We start from the raw sequence: 19300 nt of genomic DNA, 5'->3' as shown, positions 1-19300 counted from the left end.
TCACTTGCCAATGCAAAACCTCGAAAAAATTGAATCCAGCAAGTCGTCGTAATAAACCCGCCCGGTAATCGCCCCGAGCGATTCCGTAGCCTCTCGCAAATTCGTCGCCGCGAGGTCAAGAGCCGGTTCAGAGCGATTCATTTCTTGGAGGGCAGTCTCTGATCGCTCGACGGCAACCTGCAGCAATTGACGATGCCGGGTGGAAATCACTGAGTGTGGCGCCAGCTCGACCATGCCTCCAACTAAGCGCTCCACCAGTACCGTCTTCAGGCGATCCAGCCCGGCACCTGTCCGAGCCGATACGTGAACTGAACTACCTGAATAACGATCCACCGGGGGAATCGGCACCCGATCAATTTTGTTCCAAACCACAATTCTCTTCGATTCCGGGATCGATTCGATCGCAGCCCGATCGTCGTCGTCCATTCCGAGGGAGGCATCTATGACATACAAGCAAAGATCAGCAGCGGCCCGCTCATCTTCGGCCCGCCGGATTCCCTCCAGCTCAATTTCGCACGATGTGGGCCGTATCCCTGCGGTGTCTACAAAGGTTACCGGATATCCTTCTAATATCACTGTCTCCCGAATCGTGTCCCTGGTTGTGCCTGGGTGAGGGGAGACAATCGCCCGTTCCGCTCCCACCAATGCATTTAGCAAAGTCGATTTTCCAACATTAGGCTTGCCCGCTATTACGACCGTCGCGCCATCCCGCAGAATCCGGCCCTCCCGCCAGGTCTCCAACAACGAACGCATCTTCGAAATTGATATAAATAGTTGATTGTGAATTGGATACAATATATCTTTCGGGAGTTCTTGATCCGCAAAATCGAGGGCGGCTTCAACTTGAGCGGAACAATATAACAACTGCTCATACACTTCATGAAGGGTCATCGAAAGCCGCCCTTCGAGCTGCTGAACTGCCGCTAGGGCCGCCCGTTCGGTTTTTGCGCGAATGATATCCGCAACTGCCTCCGCCTGAACGAGATCCAATCTCCCATTCAGAAAAGCTCGCCGAGTGAATTCACCGGGACCAGCCACGCGAGCTCCCGCGTCAATCACTCGCTCGAGTATCCGACGCGCGTTCACCGTCCCGCCATGGCCCTGAATTTCGACCGTATCCTCCCGCGTGTAGCTGTGAGGGGCCCTCATGATCAGAAGCAGGGCCTCGTCCAACATGGAGCCGCTTTCGTCGACCACCCGTCCAAACACGAACGTGCCGCCAGACCGCTCGGAGGGTCTTGGCGATTTGCAGCGGAATACCTCATCCGCGATCAAGAGCGCCCGAGGCCCGGAGATCCGGACGATCGAAACCGCGCCCTCGCCCGGCGCAGTGGCGATCGCCGCAATCGTATCACCCTCCTGAAACATCATTTGATGGATAGTACAATCCCCACCCGAGAAAACCATATCGGATTGATCCGCTTCCTCTCACTGGGAAGACGAACGCCCAGCCCAATTGCCTGAGACTTTACTTCATAATCTTCCCGCCGAGAGCACGCCTCCGTATTATTCGCATGATGAATTTTGGGAACCATGTGGAGGACAAACCGGCCGTGTTGAATGTATCGACTCCTGCGAGGATTTGCGGATGATGGGTCACAGGATTGGGTCTGACCAAAAGCAGTCAATTATCTCCATGAAGACATCCAAGATAGATCTAAAGTGTTCCCCGTGCACGTCGCCTGACGAGGACGACCTGCGACTGGACGCCCGGTAATCCCCCGACATGACTTCATCCAGCGACCCTTTCATAGACAATTTGGAGCGGATCGCCGAGCGGCTGTACCGAATCGGCCTCGGATTTTGCGGGAGTCATGCTGACGCTCAGGATATGGTCCAGGAGACGATCCTCAGCGCCTACCGCCACCGCGCCCAGTTCGAGGGCCGATCGGACATCCACACCTGGCTATACCGCATTGCCTCCCGCGTCTGCATGCGGATGCGTCGCCGCAGGGCCGGCCAACCGGCACGCTTCGAATCGATTGATGAGGATCCCGCTTTCGCCGAGCGGATGATCGTTGACCTCGATGAGCTGGCACGCCGATCTAGCGAGGGACATGCCGATCCGGAGCTCCTCGAGCAGCTCAAAGAATCGATCCTCAAACTTCCGGAGCCGTTTCGTCTCGTCCTGGTCCTCAAGGAAATCGCTGGCTTGTCGATCGACGAAACGGCGCGCGTGCTCGGGATCAAACCGCAAACCGTGAAGACCCGCCTCCACCGGGCGCGCATGCGGCTCCGCGCGCGGCTTGCCAAAAAACTCCCCACCAAGCCGGGAGTGGCCCCGCTGTACAGCCGCCAGGTTTGCCTGGATCTGCTCAAAGCCAAGCAGGCCGCGCTCGATCGGGGAGAACCGTTCCCGGTGCAGAACTCGCTTATGTGCGAACGCTGCCGATCTGTATTCGCCACATTGGACCTCGAGCACGATCTCTGCCAGCGGCTCGGAGAGGCGCCCGCGCCACTGGAGATCCGAGAGTTTATCCGCCGCTTGGAATCGGAAGTGAAATCCACACCGGCTAAAGGCGCCGCAACATCCAGCCACTGAAGCCGCCGTTTTCGAATGAGACCGGACCTACCGCACCTGGATCGGTCCGAGTCGGCGCGTTGCACCGCTTGACAAACTCCTTCGACGATGTGCAGATTGAAATCCATAGGGCGATTAGCTCAGTTGGTCAGAGCGCGTGCCTCACATGCACGAGGTCACTGGTTCGAGCCCAGTATCGCCCACCATAACGGCGCGACATCGCGCGTCTCCACTGCAAACCTCAACGCTATCCCAGCACGGAGGATAGCTCTGGCATTCACGCCATGGATGGCCTGCCTACCGATGGTCGCTATACGTCGAATCTCGGAAGATCACCCCGGCGGGTTCGCTGACTCCCGGACCGTACCCCAGAGGCTCGATAAAATCAGGTCGATCTCCGAGAGGTTCGTCCACACCACGTCCGCGCCGGCCGCGACAAGCGACTCCATTGAATAGCCGCCGGTAGCGACCGCGATCGCGCGAGCGCCAATATGATGCGCCGCATCGACGTCAGACGGCGTGTCACCGATGAGCGAAACAGCCTCAAAGGGCCCAGCGTGCTCGACGGCGCGGGCAAGGGCCAGTCGTGCAATGTCCCGCCGATCGGCATGCTCGTGGCCAAATGCGCCGAGTTCGAAATGGTCGTGAATGCTACAGGCCTCCAGTTTGATCCACGCGCAAGGCTCGATGTTGCCTGTCACCAAACCAACGGTGGTTTGCGGACGGGCTTCCAAAGCCTCGAGCAACTCGCGAACGCCGGGATAAAGACGAGGGGGTTCCCGGCTCAGTTCTTCGCGAAGAAAATCGGGGAGCACGGCCATAAAGGTCTCCCGATCCCGCGGGCTCAGCGCGTGATGGTTGCGCCGCGCGATCTTTTCCAAAATGTCGAGGTCGGTCGCGCCGGCAAATCGGATCTCATCGAGTCCCTCCCTGAACGAGAACACCTCGCGCAGCGCGCGCACAAAGGCGCGTTTGCCGGCGCCCCGCGTATCCAGGAGGGTCCCGTCGATGTCGAACAGAATGAGCCGGTTCATGAGCGGCGGCCGTCAGGACAAAACCCGGCGGCGCGAGCCCTGCGTCGCCGTCATGGCGAAACGCCTTTCCGCAGGTGCGACGGGAGAATTTTCAACTCATCGCGGTATTTCGCCACGGTCCGGCGCGCGACGCTGAACCCTTGTTCGGCGAGCCGTTTGGCAATGTCCTGGTCCGAAAGCGGGTGGGCGGGATCCTCCTCGGCGATCATCTTGGCAATCGCGTCTTTGATGGCTTTGTTTGAAACCGCCTGCCCGTCCGCCGTGACGTAACCGGGCGTGAAGAAATATTTCATTTCGAACGTGCCGCGCGGCGTCTGCATGTATTTGTTGGAAATTGCGCGGCTGACTGTCGTTTCATGGATCCCGAGAGCCGACGCCACTTGCGCCATGGTCAGCGGCCGCAGATGCGTCACGCCGTGTTCAAAAAAGTCGCGCTGCACGGCGACGATCTCTTTCGCGATGTTGTAAATCGTCTGCTGGCGCTGGCTGATGCTCTTGATCAGAAACAAGCCGGCCCGAATTTTTTCCCGGATGTAGGACTTCACATCCGGCGGGGTCTGCTCATCGTTCATCAGTTGCCGGTAGTGCTCGCTAATGTGCAGGCGCGGGATCTGATCGTTGTTCAGGATCACGATGTATTCGCCGTTAACCTTGGCGACGATCACATCGGGGGTGACATACGCCGGCGATTCAGGCGCGAAGGCGCGGCCCGGTTTCGGTTCCAGCGTGGCGATGAGCCGGGCCGCGCTCTGCACCTCCTCCGGCGAGCATTGAAGCGCCCGCGCGATCTCTGCATAGCGCCGCGCACCAAGGTTGTCGAGGTGTCCGCGGACGAGCTCAGACGCGAGCGAATCCTCTTTGCCGAGTCGCCGGAGTTGTATGAGCAGACACTCCTTTAGGTCCCGCGCGCCCACGCCGATGGGGTCGAATTCCTGGATGATGCCCAGCACCCGCTCGAGCTCGGCCGGCGACGCCCCCGCCGTCAGGGCGAGCTCGTCGAGAGGCACGGCGAGGTAGCCGTCGTCATTGATGCTTCCGATCAGCAGCTCACCAATCCGTCGCTCCTCTTCGGAAAGGCCCGTCAGCGCAAGCTGGTTCATCAAATGCTGCTGCAGGGAGATCGGCTGCGAGAGCGAATCGAAAAAAAACTGCCGGCGCTCGGCGTCTTCCGAGGAATAGCGGGGCATCGACTGGTTGAGGTGGAAGTAGTCGCGCCACTCCTCGTCCAGTCGGGCCAATTTCTCAAACTCATCCGCGATGCCGGTCTCCGCTTCGACTTGCTGGTTCACCGCCGGCTCGACCTCCAGCGGCTCGGCATCCTCGATTGGCTGTTCCTCCAGGGTGGGATTCTGCTCAACCTCCTGCCGGACTAGCGCCCGGAGTTCGAGCGTCGGCGCCTGCAAAAGCTCCAACGACTGGCGCAACTGGGGCGCCAGCGTCATGTGAAGCCGCTGTTGCTGCGTCAGGCTAATAAACGGTTGAGCCATAACCTAAGAAATCTATCGTTCACAATCGCTGCAGACAACTGAAGAGAACGGCGCCCGCGCTCCGTTTGCGCGGCTGCACCTCTTATCCCTCGGAGGCTGCGCGCAGGCCCCCCAGCAGCGCCTGCGTATCTTCGCCCGGTTTCCGCTCCGGAAAGTCGAAATGCGTCTCAAACAATTCCACGAGGCGCCGGCATTGCTCCTCCTCGTCCGGCCCTTCGACGCGGATCGTCACCGGCGTCCCCTCCTCAAGCCCGAGGCTGATCAGCGCGATGATCGACCTCGGGTCGCATTCTCCGTTCGGAGACAAAACGCGAATTTCACCGGGATACCCGATCACGGCCTTCACAATGCACGCCGACGGCCGGCAGTGAATGCCGGCGGCGTTTCGTACAATGGCCTGCATTTCAACCACGATGGCAGTGTATTCCTCGCAAGCCGGCGTGGCAATCCTGACCCGTCGGTTCGGCCGCGCCCGGATTCAACCCACCTTTAGCAACGGATCCGCATTTCCATCGTATGGAAAAACGGCAGCGAGCGTTTTCCATTCCATGGAATTTCCAGACCATGGAAATTTCGGGCTGCGGAATGTCCGCGCCACCGCGTAATGCCCGGCGCAAGGCGGCGCGCCGGATCAAGCCCGTCGGCCTTCGCCGCGGGCGGCCGCCAACATCTCCCGGGCGTGTTGGATCGTGACGCGGGTGTGATCCCGGCCGCCGAGCATACGGGCCAATTCCGCAATCCGGCCCTCCTCGTCGAGCCGTTCGACTCGGGTAACGGTGCGTCCGTTGCGGATGGTTTTGGAAACGGCATAATGCGCGCTGCCCTGCGCCGCCACTTGGGGAAGGTGGGTGATGCAGATGACCTGATGGCTTTTCCCGAGCGCGGCGAGTTTTTTACCGACCGCCAGCCCGATTTCGCCGCCGATATTTGCGTCGACCTCGTCGAAAATCAGCACGGGAATTTTATCGTGCTGCGCGAGAGCGGCCTTCGTGGCGAGCATTACGCGGGCCATTTCGCCGGAGGAGGCGATCTCACGGAGCGGTTTTCTCGGCTCGCCCGGATTGGGGGCAAAGCCGAAACAGACTTCGTCGCAGCCGGTGGGCCCGGGCGGCGCGTCGGCGAGTTCCACAGAGAACGAGGCCCGAGCGAAGCCCAGCTCTCCAAGGTGTCGCGTCACGGCGGCAGCCAGGGCCGACGCGGCGTCCCTGCGGCGCGCGCGAAGGGCGAGTGCGGCGGCAAGGTGGGCTTCCCGCGCCTGCTGGATGCGTTGCTCGAGTTCCTCGAGGCGCTCATCGCGGCGCAGCAGCTCGCGCAACGCGGTACGGGACTCCTCCAGAACTTGAACAAGACCCGCGGCATCGACGCCGTATTTTTTGCGGAGCTTCTGGTACGTCGCGAGGCGCTGTTCCAGCCACGCGAGGCGGCCGGGGTCCGTTTCAACGCGATCCAGGCTTGCGCGGATCGATTCAGCGAGGGCCTGAATCTGCCGCGCGGCGTTGCGCGCCTCCTCGCGCCACGCAGCGCCATCGGGCATTAGGCGGGACAGCTCATCGAGCGCACGTTGAGCAGCCGCGAGCGCGTCGAAGGCATTTTGCTCGCCCTCCTGCAACGCGTTCAGCGCCGCGTGGCCAAGTTCGAGGATCCGCTGCGCCTGGCTGGCGATGGCGTGTTCACGGGCGACGGCCTCGTCTTCGCCGGCTTGGGGCGCGGCGTCTTCCAGCTCCTTTACGCGGAACCGGAGCAGGTCGATGCGCGCGGACACGTCCTCGTCGCTGCCCCCCAGCTCGCGCCGCTGGGTTTCCAGCTCGAGAATGCGCTGCCAGGCTCCGGCACATTCGCGGCGGGCCTCGTGAAGGCCGCCGAACGAATCCAGCAAAGCCAGTTGAAAGCGCGGATCGAGCAGCGACTGGTGGTCGTAGGGCCCGTGGATGTCAACCAATTGATCGCCCAACCGCCGTAGCGCCTGGAGGGTAACCGGCGAGTCGTTAATGAGAATCTGCCCCGCGCTCGTTTCGCGCACAACGCGGCGGATGACGAGCCGACTGTCATCCGCGGGGGGTAGGCCGAGTTCTTCGAGCACGGCGGCGGCCTCGGGCGCGCGCCGAATGTCGAATACGGCCTCTGCGAGGGCATAGTCGGATCCGCTGCGGATCCATTTTTTGTCGGCGCGTTCGCCAAGCAGCAATTGGAGAGCGCCGATCAGAATGGATTTGCCCGCCCCGGTTTCGCCCGTGACCACATTCAGGCCGCTCGCCCATTCCACGGCGGCCTCTTCGACGAGAGCGAGGTTTCTGACACGCAACGACAGCAGCATCGCGCATCGAGAATACGCGCGGGCAGGCCCGGGCGCCAGAGGCCAATTCGCAGAAGCAGGCGAGCGTATGCGCCGCTGCTGCGCGAACCCGCCTCGATCCACGTCCGGCGGGCGGTCGTCAACAGCGGGCGCGGCCGGCCTGGTCAGATCAGACTGTGTAGGACGTGGACGCCGTGGTGCCGCCGCGGCCCGTCCAGTTAGTATGGAAGAATTCGCCCCGCGGCTTATCAACCCGTTCGTAGGTGTGGGCGCCGAAGTAGTCGCGCTGCGCTTGCAGCAGGTTGGCGGGCAACCATGCGCTGCGATAGCCGTCGTAATAGGCCAGTGCGCTCGACATGGCGGGCATGGGCACGCCGAGTTTGGCGGCCGCGCCAATGACTTTCCGCCAGCTCTTCTGCGCGCGCTTGACGACGCGAGTGAAGAACGGGTCGAGCAGCAGATTCACCAGATCGGGGTTCCGCGCAAAGGCATTCTTGATCTCGCCGAGGAAGGCGGAGCGGATGATGCAGCCGCCGCGCCACATCAGCGCGATGCCGCCATAATTCAAATTCCAGCCGTATTCCGCGGATGCAGCTCGCATGAGCTGGAACCCTTGCGCATAGGAAACGATCTTCGCGGCATAGAGTGTCTTGCGGAGGTCGGAGATCCACGATTCACGTCGCCCCCGGAGTCGCGCTGGCGCCGGGCCGGGCAGGACGTTCGCGGCGGCTGTACGCTCTTCCTTGAGCGCCGAGAGGCAACGCGCGAAGACCGCCTCGGCGATCAGGGTCAACGGCTGCCCAGCATCCAGCGCGGCCACCACGGTCCACTTTCCAGTACCCTTCTGACCGGCGGCGTCGAGAATGAGATCCACTGTGAACGTGCCATCTTCCTGCCGGTGCGCGAGGATGTCCCGCGTGATTTCAATCAGATAAGAATTCAATTCGCCCCGGTTCCAGTCGGCAAACACTTCGTGCATCTCGAGGTTCGACATGCCCAGGCCGACCTTCATCAGGTGGTAGGTCTCGCAGATCATCTGCATGTCGCCGTATTCGATGCCGTTGTGGACCATCTTGACGAAATGGCCCGCGCCTCCGTCGCCGACCCAGTCGCAGCACGGCTCGCCTTTGTCCGTTTTGGCCGCGATGGCCTGGAAAATTGGCTGCACATGAGGCCAGGCCGCGCGCGAGCCGCCGGGCATGATGCTCGGTCCGAGCAGCGCGCCCTCCTCACCGCCGCTGACTCCGGTGCCGATATAGAGGAGGCCGGCGGCCTCCGCCTCCTTCACGCGGCGCTCGGTGTCGGGAAAATGGGAATTGCCGCCGTCGATTAGGATGTCGCCGGGCTCCAGCAAAGGAACGAGCTGCTGGATGAGTTCGTCCACCGGCTTTCCGGCCTTAACCATCATCAGAATCCGGCGCGGCCGCTTGAGCAGGCGGACAAATTCCTCGAGGGAATGGGCGCCGAGGATCGGCTTGCCATGTGCCCGTCCGGCGAGGAACTGGTCCACCTTAGACGTTGTTCTGTTGTACGCAGCGACCGTGAAGCCGTGATTGGCCATGTTGAGGATCAGGTTTTCGCCCATGACGGCGAGGCCAATGACGCCGATATCTGCGAGCTGCTGAGTCATGGTGGGAGATCCTTTCCGCGTTGGAGGGTTATCGCTGGATGCGCGCGGAGCCGCCGGCTGCGAACGCGCGAACTTGCTCGAGTGTTGCCATCGTGGTGTCGCCGGGGAAGGTGGTCAACAACGCGCCATGGGACCAGCCCAGTTTGACGGCGTCCGCAGGGTCCGCACCGGTCAGCAACCCGAAGAAAAAGCCCGCGGCGAACCCGTCGCCTCCGCCGACGCGGTCGACGACATCCAGTTCACAGGTCGGCGCCTGGTAGGTTTTCCCGCCGATCCATGCAACGGCGCTCCACGTGTGGCGGTTCGTGGAATGGACTTCGCGCAGGGTCGTGGCGACGATCTTCACGTTGGGGAACCGCTTGACGGCCTTTTCGATGATCGCGAAGAAGGCGGTGGGATCGAGCTTCGACTTCACTTCAACGTCCTGCCCTTCGATGCCGAGCCCTTTTTGGAGGTCTTCTTCATTGCCGACCAAGACATCCACATGTTCGACGATGCGCCCGAGAACTGAGACAGCCTTCTGCTGGCCGCCCCAAATGTCCCACAGCTTCTGGCGATAATTGAGGTCGAACGATGTCACCGCCCCGGCGGCTTTGGCGGCCTTCATAGCCTCGATGATGAGCTCGCCCGTGGTTTCGGACAGCGAGGCAAAGATCCCGCCGCTGTGGAACCAACGGACGCCGGTCCCGAAGATGGCGGGCCAATCGAAGTCGCCCGGCTTCAGCATCGCGGCCGCCTCATTCGCGCGGTTGTAGAACACGACAGGAGGCCGGACGCCGTGGCCCAGGTCACTGTAGACGGTCGCCATGTTGGGACCGGTGACCCCGTTGTGCTTGAAGCGTTTGTAGAACGGCTTGACGCCCATCGCGCGAACTCGCTCCGCGATCAGGTCGCCGATGGGATAATCGACCATCGCCGTGACGATCCCGGTGTTGAGCCGGAAGCAATCGGAGAGGTTGGCAGCTACGTTGTATTCGCCGCCGCTCACGTGAATCGCGCACTGCGTGGCTTTCCGGAAAGGAACGATGCCGGGATCGAGCCGATGCACAAGAGCCCCCAGCGCAAGGAAATCCAGAGCGCCGGACGGCGGGATCTGCAATACTTGGTTCATGGGACCTCCTTTTTGGGCTTTTCAGGGAAACGGAAAAAGCGGATCGCGTTTTCGTAGCAAATCGATCGGACAAGGTGTTCTAGCAGGCTTTGGTCCCGCGGCAGGCGGCCCCGCCGGACGTCCTCGGCAAGAATGTTGCAGAGCAGACGCCGGAAATAGGCATGTCGGCTGAAGGAGAGGAAGGATCGGGAATCGGTCAGCATGCCGACGAAGGTGCTCAGCAGACCGAGGTTCGAGAGCGCCTCGATTTGTTTCGTCATTCCGTCGAGCTGGTCTAGAAACCACCAGGCTGCGCCGTATTGGATTTTGCCTGCGGTCTCGCCGTCCTGAAATGCGCCGCACATGGCGGCGAACACCTCGTTGTCGCGCGGATTTAGATTGTAAAGGATCGTGCGGGCCAGTTTGCCGGCGGATGCCCAGCGGTCCAGCGCGCGCGCGAGGGGGCGGGCCTGTTCAAAATCCCCGATCACATCGCAGCCCGCGTCACGGCCGATCTCACGCAGCAAGCGGGAATTGACGTTTCTGAGCGCGCCCAGGTGAAACTGCTGCGTCCAACCCAGCTCGGCGTACATGGCGCCCAATTCATACAGCAGCGCCGAGCGAAAGGCGAGTACTTCCGACGGATCGAGCCGCTCGCCGGCGCGCGCCCGCCGGAACAGCAGGTCCGCGCGCTCCGGAGGGCAGGGGTCGGCATACATGTGCTCGAGCCCATGGTCGGAGAGGCGGCAACCCGCCGCGTGGAAAAATTCGGCCCGACGGCGAAGGGCGCCCAGCAGAGAACCCCAATCGTTGACGGGAAGACCGGCCGCGTTGCCCAGTCTGTCCAGCCATGCGTTCCACGCGGGGGTGTCCTCGATGCCGAAGGCCGCATCCGGACGGAAGGTCGGAAACATTCGGAAGCCTGGCGCCTCCGCCGCCACGCGCTTGTGAAAGGCGAGGTCGTCGACCGGATCGTCCGTCGTGCACAGGACCTCCACGCGGGCTCGTTTGAGCAGCCCTCGGACAAAATACGAGGAATCGGCCAGCTTCTCGTTCGCCTGCGCCCACACCTGGCTGGCCGTGACGGCATTCAGCGGCACAAAAATTTCCAGCGGGTCCTGCAACTCCATGTGGGTCCAGTGATAGAGGGGATTGCGGGCCGTGAGCGGGACGCAGGCTGCCCAGCGTTCAAATTTTTCCCAGTCGGACGCGTCGCCCGTGATGAAGCGCTCCGGGACCCCGAGCGTCCGCATAGCCCGCCATTTGTAATGGTCGCCTGCCAGCCAGAGCCGCGTGAGGTTTTCGAAGCGGCGGTTCTCCGCGATCTCGCGCGGAGGGAGGTGGTTGTGGTAGTCAATAATCGGCAGTGGCGCAGCCACCTCATGGTACAGGCGGCGGGCCAGCGGCGTTTCCAATAAAAAATGGCGTCCGGGAAAGCGGGCTCGCGTCGAAGCCATGGTCATGTAGTGCGGCAAGCGAAATCGGTGGATCCGCGCACGACCAGGATCGGCGCGTGCAGGCGCGAGACCCCCGTGGGCGCGCCCTCACGGACCATCCGAAGCGCATCCGCCACCATGTTGTCGATCGGTTGCCGGGCACTTGTCAACGGCGGATTCGACAGTCGAGCGAGAGCGAGGTCGTCAAACCCAGTGACGGACACGTGGTCGGGCACCCGCCAACCGACCGAAGCAACGGACCTCAGGACCCCCAGCGCGACGGCGTCGCTGGAACAGATAATCGCGGTGGGCCACTGGTCGCTGTTTGCGCGGACAAGCTTTTCGCCGCCGCGAGCGCCGGCCTCCAACACATCCGAGTCCGGCAGGACGGCGCGCGAGGCGGGCAGCGCAAGCCGGCGCTTGCGCAACAGCGCCCGGACCAGATTTCGCCGCCGTCGGTGCGAGGGGACGTCCGCCCCGACAAACGCAAAGTCACGGTGCCCCTTGTCGATCAGATGGTCGATCAGTGCGGCAAAACCGGCGATTTCATCCACCGCCACCTGCGCGATGTGCGGCGCGCCTTCGCCCACGCCGATCCGGACAACCCGAATTCGCCGCTCGAGGAACGGCGCCACCCAGGCATTCGGCCCACCGCCCAGAATCAGGAGGCCCTCCAGGTGGTATTGAAGCAGGGCGTGAATATCCGATGGATCGGGCACGCGCCGATCCACACCTACCAAAGTCAGCGCAAAGCCCGCCGCGTGGGCCTGCCGCGCAACCTCCGCCGCGAGAGGACCGAAGAAGGGGTCCTCGAGGTCCGCAGCCACAACACCGATCAACCCCGGTCCCCGACCGCGGAGCTGGCGCGCCGCAGCGCTGGGCGCATATCCGAGCGCTTCGGCCTCTTTACGGATCCGGGCAATTGTTCCGGGATTGGCGCCGATCGACTCGGCCGTCCCGCTCAACACACGCGACACCAGTGAGGTGGAGACGCCCAGCCGCCGCGCAATGTCCTTCTGCGTCACGCGCACGTCGTTTAAACCCCTGAATAGGCGGAAAATCCGCCATCCACTGCCACCACGGTGCCCGTCACGAATCGCGATGCCGGCGACAACAGCCAGATCGCCGCGCCGAGCAGGTCCTCCGGCGCCCCAAACCGATTCATAGGCGTGTGCGCCAAAATCTGGCGGCCCCGGTCGGTCAGGCCGCCATCCGGCTGGGTGAGCAGAAACCGGTTCTGCTCCGTCAGGAAAAATCCCGGCGCGATCGCATTGACGCGGATCGCCGCGGAATAGGTCTGGGCCAGATGGACGGCCAGCCAGCGCGTAAAATTGTCTAAAGCCGCCTTCGCCGCGCCATAGCCGACAACCCGCGTCAAGGGCCGGATCGCGCTCATCGACGAGACGTTCAGGATGACCCCTTGTCCGCGCTCCGCCATGTGCCGGCCCACGATCTGGCAGGGAATAATCGTGCCCAGCAGATTGAGGTCGACGACATTTCGAAGCGCATCGGGGGGCAGATCGAAAAATGTCCGCTCAGCGGATGTGGTCGCGGCGGGTTGGTTGCCGCCCGCGCCATTGACCAGGAAGTCGACGGCGCCGAATCGGCTGATCGTCATCGCTACGGCTGCTTGCATCGAGTCCGGCTGCAACACATCGCCGGGCACGGCAACCGCTTCGCCGCCGGCCTCGCGAATTTCCCGCACGACAGTCTCCAATTTATCCGGCGTGCGCCCCAGGGCGGCGACTTTGACGCCCCGGCGGCCCAATTCGACGGCCAGCGACCGCATCAGCACCCCGCCCGCGCCGGTCATCAGCGCAACCCGCCCGCTTATGTCAAACAACGGATCGGCCTCCATAAACACATCCTTGATAAATCCTCGGGCGGTGTCAACTCAAACGATTGAGATTCCATGCCTGGCACAGATGCCGCACGGCGCGGTTTTTGTTGCCCGGACAGCCGGTTCCATGTTCCATGTAAGCGGCGCAACGCGCCACCGATGTCTCGAGTGTGTCTCCAGCCCCCGAGTTGACAAGCCCCAAGGATATCTGCCCCCCCGCGGTGTACCGCCTCCTGCAGGTAGGGCAGGTTGCCTACTTCACGGCGGTTCAGCTTCTTCTGTTCGCCGCGTCGCCGGGCATGGAATTAGACCTGGCCGAGCAGGTCTGGCAATCCGACCGGTTTGCGTGGGTGTACGGATCGCAACCGCCTTTATACACGTGGATTGTCCGTTGCCTTTGGATCCTGACCGAAGGATCGCTGCTGCCGCTTTACCTGCTGAAGGCCGCTCTCCTTAGCCTTGCGACCGGCGCCCTGTTGTCGGCCGGCCGGCGGATGGGATTCAGCGCCATTCAATTGGCGGGCGTGCTGGCCGGCGTGTTCTGGCTGCCAACAGTCCTTTGGGAAGCGCAAAGGGACCTGAGCCATTCGGTGCTGGCGACCGCCTGCGCGGCTTGGCTCCTGCGATGCCTGACCATCGAGCCGCGCCGCCCATGGGCCGAGGCATTCCGGAACGGCGCGTGGCTGGCGGCGGGTACGCTCTCCAAATACAACTTCTTGCTGTTTGCCCTCGCGTGGTGGTGGGCGCAGCGGCCGGCCGCAGCGCGGCACGGTACCTTCGCAAGGCTCTCTCACTTAGCGGCGGTCGGCATCGGCGCCGTCTTGGTCCTGCCGCACCTAGCAGCCGCCACACGCGAGGAATCCCTCCTGTTCGAAAGCGCGGATAAGTTTGAATGGGGGGATGGCAGATGGGGGACGGGGCTGGTGGACGCCGCGGGGGCAATCGCCGCCATGATGGTCCCGGTGCTTGGGATTTGGCTCGCCGCGGGTTTTCCGAATCCTCTCTCGCTCGCGCGGCGGACGTGCGCCGGTCGGGAGTTGCGCCCCCTGTTAGGTTTGCTGACGGCCGCACTGGCCCTCACATTAGGCTTAACGGCCCTCTCCGGTGTATCGGAAGTGCGCGAACGGTGGCTATGGCCGATCTTCTTTTTTACACCTCTGTTCGCCGGCGCGGCGTTGGCCCACCTGCCGCGGTCGGCAGCTATGCGATACATAGTGGCGGGTTTCGCCGTCGCCCTCGTCGTGGGAATCGGGCTACCCGCCCGCGTCGTCTGGGCGGACGCATGGGGCACACACAATCGCCGTAACCTTCCGTATCCGGACCTTCTGCGGGCAATCGCATCCGCAGCCGAACCGGCGGATTTTATCATCGCCGACAGCGTCCTCGTCGCCGGATCCGCGCGGCTCGCGTTTCCCGGCGCCCGAATTTTTGTCTACGACCGGCCACACGCCGGCCCGCCTCCGCGCGGGAGTGGATTGCTCATCGGGCGCGCCGAGGACCGTGCGCGCCTGCCGTTTGAGCGGTGGCTCGACCGAATGGACCTCGAGCCCGGCCCCCGCACGATCGTGTCGGCGCCGCTCTATCATTCCGCGAAAAAAACCGCGGCGCTTTGGTGGTCGCCCGTCACGATCCACACACCCCTGCATTTCGACGACCGCGAAGACCCGCGCTTGCAACAGGGCGGCGTCGGATCGTGATCAGCGGGGCGCGCTTCTCGACTTGCCTTTGGAGGGCCGCGGAGATACATGTGCCCTATGAACGCTGTCGCCTCCCTCGAGGCTCCGCCGGTCCTATCGCACGCCGAACTCGCTTCGATCCTGGATGAGGCGGTCGAGCAAATAAAGCCTGATGGCCGCCGGATCGTGCTTCTCGTGCCGGATGGCACGCGCTCCTGTCCGTTGGACCTTGTCTTCCGCGAACTGCATAAGCGTCTGATGGGCCGCGCCCGTTGCCTTACGGTCCTGTTTGCGCTTGGGACCCATCCGCCGATGTCCCGCGAGGCCATGCTCAAGCGACTGGGGCTCACAGAGGCGGAAGCAGCGGGCGAGTTCCGCCGCGTAGCGCTCCTCAATCACGCGTGGGACGATCCCAACGCTCTCGTGACGGTCGGCCGACTCGATGAAGCGACCATCGCAAGTGCCACGGAGGGGCGGTTCAATATGGCCGTGGACGTGCAGGTGAACCGCGCGGTGCTGCAGCACGACCTGGTGCTGGTCGTCGGTCCGGTGTTTCCGCACGAGGTAGTCGGCTTCTCCGGCGGTAACAAGTATCTGTTCCCGGGCATCAGCGGTCCGGCCTTTCTCCACTTCTTCCACTGGCTTGGGGCGGTAATTACCAACCGCCGGATCATCGGGGTAATGGACACGCCCGTGCGCCGCGTGCTCGATCGCGCGGCCGCGCTATTACCGGTCGAGCGGCGCGCACTGTGCATGGTTGTCGACAAACACAGCGGCGGACTGGCCGGGCTGTTTTTCGGCACGCCTGAGGACGCGTGGAGACGGGCGGCGGAATTGTCCGCGCAGATCCACGTGCGCAGGATGCCTCGCGCGTTTCACACCGTCCTGTCCTGCGCCCCGGAGATGTATGACGAGCTCTGGGTCGGCGGCAAATGCATGTACAAGCTCGAGCCGGTGGTCGAACGCGGCGGCGAATTGATCATCTACGCTCCCCACATCCGCGAAATTTCTGCCGTTCACGGCGCGCTGATCCGCCAGATCGGCTATCACGTCCGCGATTATTTTCTCGCGCAATGGGACCGGTTCAAACACCACCCGTGGGGAATCTTGGCCCATTCCACCCACGTCAAAGGCGATGGCGAATACGTCGACGGCGTCGAGCGGCCGTATGTCAACGTTGTGCTGGCAACCGGAATACCGGAAGAGGAATGCCGGCAGATCAATCTCGGCTATCGCGATCCCGCTTCAATACGCTTCGAGGAATTTATGGACCGCGAGGACGATGGGGTTTTATACGTCCCGAATGCGGGAGAGATTCTCTATCGGCTCCGAGACGAATAAGCCGAGTCCGGAGCGCAGGACTACGCTCAAAGAGCTTGCAATTGTGTCCGTCGCCGCGATGCAGCTACGAAGTCCGATCGCCTTGCGCCGAACGGCTTGTCGCCATATCCGCCGAGAGTCGTCCATCTCGTGACGTTGGACGCGCCGGTCTGAGCAGCGCAATTTGGGAAAGGTCCAGCATCGAGGCGGCCCACCCGCGGTCGTGCTTCAATCAGGTGGCGAGAAGGGGGTCCAGCTAGGGCCCTCGTGTATCGATCCGATAGATGGCCTGAGCGGCGGGCGCCGCTGCATCTGTGTAGACATTTTCTGGCGGGGTCGCCGCAAGGTTCGTGGCCAGCACGGTAAAGCCCCCCAGCAGATTCGTGGATCGCGAAATCCGATAGATTTTGTTGCTCGCGCTCTGCCAACGCACCACGATCGCGTCTCCGCTCAGTGCGCCGCTAACACTCGTAGCAACCAGAAGCGATGCCGGATTCGTAGGCACGGTTCCTGCCAGATATTCGTCTATGTCTTTGAAGCCGTCGCCATCCCAGTCGCCGGCGGCATGCAGGTTCGTCAAGCTGGCAAAAAACGAAAGCTCCCAGTAATCATTCATGCCGTCGCCATCCGCATCGGCGAAGTCCGAAAACGTCGTGACAACGATATCGTCCACATTAAAGCGGCGGTTCGAACCGGGCGGCCCAGCGTGGCGGATGCGGAGGCGAACCGGGCCGGCGCGGGAAATGTTGGCCTCAAACAATTTCAATTCGACCGAATTCACAGCCGCCGTACCCGCGTTGATCCACGCGATTCCGCTGTTGGTGCTGTAGTCGAGCGCGACCAGCGAATCGGCATCCGAACCGTATTTTGCGTGCCAGAACGCCACGAAACCGACTCCATTCGTGAAATCCGTCTGCGCGGTCATGGTGCCATTTGTGCGGAACCGAGCGGCACGGCTGTCATTCAGACGGTCCTCTGCGGAGGTCCCGATGAGCGTATCCGACAAAAGCCAAGGGCGTCCGCTGAGCGTGACGGTTCCGGCGGCGTAGGCCGGCTTGGTCTCGCCCGGCCCTTCGAAATCGATCACTTCGGAGATCCCACCCGGCGGGATCCCGACCGTGATGGCGACCGACTGTGTGACAGCCCCGTCTTTGTCTGAGGCCCGAAAGACGACCTGATAATTTCCCAGAGGAGCCGCAATGGGCCAGTGGAACGTCCCGACGCCGCCTGTCGCACTAAAGGATGCGCCCGGGGGAAGGTTGCTGGCGGTTAGCGTGATGGGATCGCCGTCGATGGGATCGGACGCAAATACGCCGAATGCAAGCGGATTGGTCACGAAGACGTAGACGGGATCGATAGGCATCAGTTGCGGAGGTCGATTCGACGCAACCGGCCCAATCGTCCCATAGAGGGTCAGGCCGGCAAATGTGAGGGAGCCGACATCTCCCGCGCTTCGGTCCGACACGCGAAGCGTCCACGTACCGGCCGCATTCTCGCCCCAATGGCGCACGGTCATGAATCGCCACCGGTTAAGGTCGTTGCCGTCGTCTGATGGCCGTACCGTGGCCAAAACACTGGTCATGGCCGACGGCGACACCAACTCGATCTGAAGATCACCTCGATAGGGATGGACGGCGCTGATGGTCGCAACAACATGTTCGACGCGCAGATTGTTGGTGACCACAAAAGACCGAGTAAGGCCCGAGAAATTGTTGTCCGGGATCAAGTTGGTGTGAGTTTGGTTGGTGACGACGACGAATTGGGGTCCGAGATTCGACCACACGAGCGCGCGCGCCACCGCGCCGCTCGCGTTGATGAGGCCCGCTCCATATTTGTGATTAAACCAAAATCCGGCGCCATTCGCCCGCCAATCGGGATCTGTCGGATCGTTCCGTGTCGCGGTGCGGATCAAAATCTCCTGGACGTCCCGCCAGCCGAGAAATGGATTCGCCTGCAAGATGAGGGCTCCGACTCCTGCGGCGAGCGGCGTTGCCGAAGAGGTACCACCAAAGGAGGCTACATAGTCAGGATCGGGCGGCTCACCGGCCATGAAGCCGTCGTTATAGCCACCCGAACCCGTCAGGTCCGTCGTCCAAATGCCGACCTCATCCAGCGACAAATTGTATCCGCTCGACGGCGCGCAAACCACAATATTGGCCCCGGGCTCGCTGTAATACGACTGGGTTCCGCGGATATCCATCGCGGCCACGGCGATCGTGTAGATTGAGTTGGCGTAGCCATCAAAATTCGAATTGTCGTCCGATTCCCTGCCGTTACCGGCGGCCCAAAATAATAGGATTCCACGCCCGCCCCGGCCGTAAACGCAGGCATTTGACAGCGCAGCCGCCATCAACGGACCCGGACCCTCTACGCTGCTCCCCGTATCCGGCGGCCCCCAGCTGTTACTTTTGATATGAAACAGATGGTTGTTGGTCGTGATCGCGCCGGCCTCTTCGCCGTCGGTTTGCGCAAAGCCCACCAATTTGAGCCCGGCCATTTTGGCCTGCGGCGCGGCGCCGCTGATGCCGACCCCATTGTTTCCGACGCCGGCCGCCACGCCCGCGCAGGCCGTGCCGTGTGCGTCATCGGATGTATCAGGATAAGGATCGGGGTCGCCGTTTCTAAAATCCCAGCTCAACCCCGTCGCGATGTTGGCAGCAAGGTCGGGGTGCGCAAGCTCAAGACCGTCGTCGACGATGCCGATGATGATGTTGGATCCTCGGTAATTGACCCATGCGTTCGTAATCCGCACATCCATCCCCGACACACCATTGAATTGCCCCGTATTCCTCAAGTGCCACTGGTTCGTCGCGTACGTGTCATTCGGAAAAAATTTCTTCGCTTGCCGCCGCGCGAGGATGGGGTCGGCCGATACGACACCCGGCACACCTCGCAACCGCTCCACCAATTCGAGCGCCCCGGCAGAGTCTACCGCTCGGGCCACCCAATGATTCGGCAACCCCAGACCCGCCG

The 19300-nt window shown here is 62.5% G+C and carries 14 protein-coding genes and 1 tRNA gene; 4 read left to right on the top strand and 11 right to left on the bottom strand.

Going from position 1 to position 19300, the window contains the following annotated elements; genetic code table 11:
* Window positions 1-1371, bottom strand: coding sequence for a tRNA uridine-5-carboxymethylaminomethyl(34) synthesis GTPase MnmE (mnmE, locus tag NZ740_09820; protein MCS6772304.1), 1371 nt, complete (start codon window positions 1369-1371; stop codon window positions 1-3).
* 355 nt (window positions 1372-1726) lie between these two features.
* On the opposite strand from mnmE, the gene NZ740_09815 reads away from it, so the two are divergent.
* Both NZ740_09815 and NZ740_09810 read left to right on the top strand, forming a co-directional pair.
* Window positions 1727-2542 carry a sigma-70 family RNA polymerase sigma factor gene (locus NZ740_09815; GenBank protein ID MCS6772303.1) on the top strand — a complete coding sequence of 272 codons (816 nt, stop codon included), beginning with the start codon at window positions 1727-1729 and terminating at the stop codon, window positions 2540-2542.
* 108 nt (window positions 2543-2650) lie between these two features.
* A tRNA-Val gene (locus NZ740_09810) sits at window positions 2651-2727 on the top strand.
* 126 nt (window positions 2728-2853) lie between these two features.
* On the opposite strand, the gene NZ740_09805 is transcribed toward NZ740_09810, so the two are convergent.
* From NZ740_09805 to NZ740_09765, 9 genes are all read right to left on the bottom strand, one after another.
* Window positions 2854-3555, bottom strand: a complete 702-nt coding sequence (locus tag NZ740_09805) for an HAD hydrolase-like protein (GenBank protein ID MCS6772302.1) — start codon at window positions 3553-3555, stop codon at window positions 2854-2856.
* Window positions 3556-3605: 50 nt separating this feature from the next.
* Window positions 3606-5042: an RNA polymerase factor sigma-54 gene (gene rpoN / locus NZ740_09800; protein ID MCS6772301.1), complete on the bottom strand. Its 1437-nt coding sequence runs from the start codon at window positions 5040-5042 to the stop codon at window positions 3606-3608.
* Between the two features lie 82 nt (window positions 5043-5124).
* The gene (locus NZ740_09795) at window positions 5125-5445 is read right to left on the bottom strand and encodes an HPr family phosphocarrier protein (GenBank protein MCS6772300.1); all 321 of its coding nucleotides are present in this window, start codon (window positions 5443-5445) and stop codon (window positions 5125-5127) included.
* Between the two features lie 228 nt (window positions 5446-5673).
* Window positions 5674-7356 carry a DNA repair protein RecN gene (gene recN / locus NZ740_09790; GenBank protein ID MCS6772299.1) on the bottom strand — a complete coding sequence of 561 codons (1683 nt, stop codon included), beginning with the start codon at window positions 7354-7356 and terminating at the stop codon, window positions 5674-5676.
* A 148-nt stretch (window positions 7357-7504) separates the two neighbouring features.
* Entirely contained in the window at window positions 7505-8965 is a 1461-nt protein-coding gene (gene gnd, locus NZ740_09785) for a decarboxylating NADP(+)-dependent phosphogluconate dehydrogenase (GenBank protein MCS6772298.1), read from the bottom strand.
* A 28-nt stretch (window positions 8966-8993) separates the two neighbouring features.
* Window positions 8994-10076, bottom strand: a complete 1083-nt coding sequence (locus NZ740_09780) for a PfkB family carbohydrate kinase (GenBank protein ID MCS6772297.1) — start codon at window positions 10074-10076, stop codon at window positions 8994-8996.
* Window positions 10073-11512, bottom strand: a complete 1440-nt coding sequence (gene uxaC / locus NZ740_09775) for a glucuronate isomerase (protein MCS6772296.1) — start codon at window positions 11510-11512, stop codon at window positions 10073-10075. Before uxaC ends, NZ740_09780 begins: the two co-directional genes overlap by 4 nt.
* 2 nt (window positions 11513-11514) lie before the next feature.
* Complete coding sequence (locus NZ740_09770; GenBank protein MCS6772295.1) at window positions 11515-12522, bottom strand: LacI family transcriptional regulator; 1008 nt, start codon at window positions 12520-12522, stop codon at window positions 11515-11517.
* Window positions 12523-12527: 5 nt separating this feature from the next.
* Window positions 12528-13349, bottom strand: a complete 822-nt coding sequence (locus NZ740_09765; protein MCS6772294.1) for an SDR family oxidoreductase — start codon at window positions 13347-13349, stop codon at window positions 12528-12530.
* A gap of 152 nt (window positions 13350-13501) precedes the next feature.
* On the opposite strand from NZ740_09765, the gene NZ740_09760 reads away from it, so the two are divergent.
* Complete coding sequence (locus tag NZ740_09760) at window positions 13502-15028, top strand: hypothetical protein (GenBank protein ID MCS6772293.1); 1527 nt, start codon at window positions 13502-13504, stop codon at window positions 15026-15028.
* 57 nt (window positions 15029-15085) lie between these two features.
* Window positions 15086-16348 (top strand): lactate racemase domain-containing protein, encoded by a 1263-nt coding sequence (locus NZ740_09755; protein MCS6772292.1) that lies wholly within the window; start codon window positions 15086-15088, stop codon window positions 16346-16348.
* Between the two features lie 235 nt (window positions 16349-16583).
* Here the strand turns inward: NZ740_09755 and NZ740_09750 are convergent.
* On the bottom strand, window positions 16584-19300 hold a 2717-nt coding region (locus tag NZ740_09750), incomplete at its 5' end, for a S8 family serine peptidase (protein MCS6772291.1).

Source organism: Kiritimatiellia bacterium (genome assembly GCA_025054615.1).
Lineage (GTDB): Bacteria > Verrucomicrobiota > Kiritimatiellia > CAIVKH01 > CAIVKH01 > JANWZO01.
Note: the sequence above shows the minus strand (reverse complement) of the source record. Positions and strands in the feature narration are given on the sequence as shown.

Excerpts from the sequence above, each read along its gene's own strand:
- mnmE (MCS6772304.1), bottom strand. The coding sequence starts at position 1,371 with ATGATGTTTCAGGAGGGTGATACGATTGCGGCGATCGCCACTGCGCCG.
- NZ740_09815 (MCS6772303.1), top strand. The coding sequence starts at position 1,727 with ATGACTTCATCCAGCGACCCTTTCATAGACAATTTGGAGCGGATCGCC.
- NZ740_09805 (MCS6772302.1), bottom strand. The coding sequence starts at position 3,555 with ATGAACCGGCTCATTCTGTTCGACATCGACGGGACCCTCCTGGATACG.
- rpoN (MCS6772301.1), bottom strand. The coding sequence starts at position 5,042 with ATGGCTCAACCGTTTATTAGCCTGACGCAGCAACAGCGGCTTCACATG.
- NZ740_09795 (MCS6772300.1), bottom strand. The coding sequence starts at position 5,445 with ATGCAGGCCATTGTACGAAACGCCGCCGGCATTCACTGCCGGCCGTCG.
- recN (MCS6772299.1), bottom strand. The coding sequence starts at position 7,356 with ATGCTGCTGTCGTTGCGTGTCAGAAACCTCGCTCTCGTCGAAGAGGCC.
- gnd (MCS6772298.1), bottom strand. The coding sequence starts at position 8,965 with ATGACTCAGCAGCTCGCAGATATCGGCGTCATTGGCCTCGCCGTCATG.
- NZ740_09780 (MCS6772297.1), bottom strand. The coding sequence starts at position 10,076 with ATGAACCAAGTATTGCAGATCCCGCCGTCCGGCGCTCTGGATTTCCTT.
- uxaC (MCS6772296.1), bottom strand. The coding sequence starts at position 11,512 with ATGGCTTCGACGCGAGCCCGCTTTCCCGGACGCCATTTTTTATTGGAA.
- NZ740_09765 (MCS6772294.1), bottom strand. The coding sequence starts at position 13,349 with ATGGAGGCCGATCCGTTGTTTGACATAAGCGGGCGGGTTGCGCTGATG.
- NZ740_09755 (MCS6772292.1), top strand. The coding sequence starts at position 15,086 with ATGAACGCTGTCGCCTCCCTCGAGGCTCCGCCGGTCCTATCGCACGCC.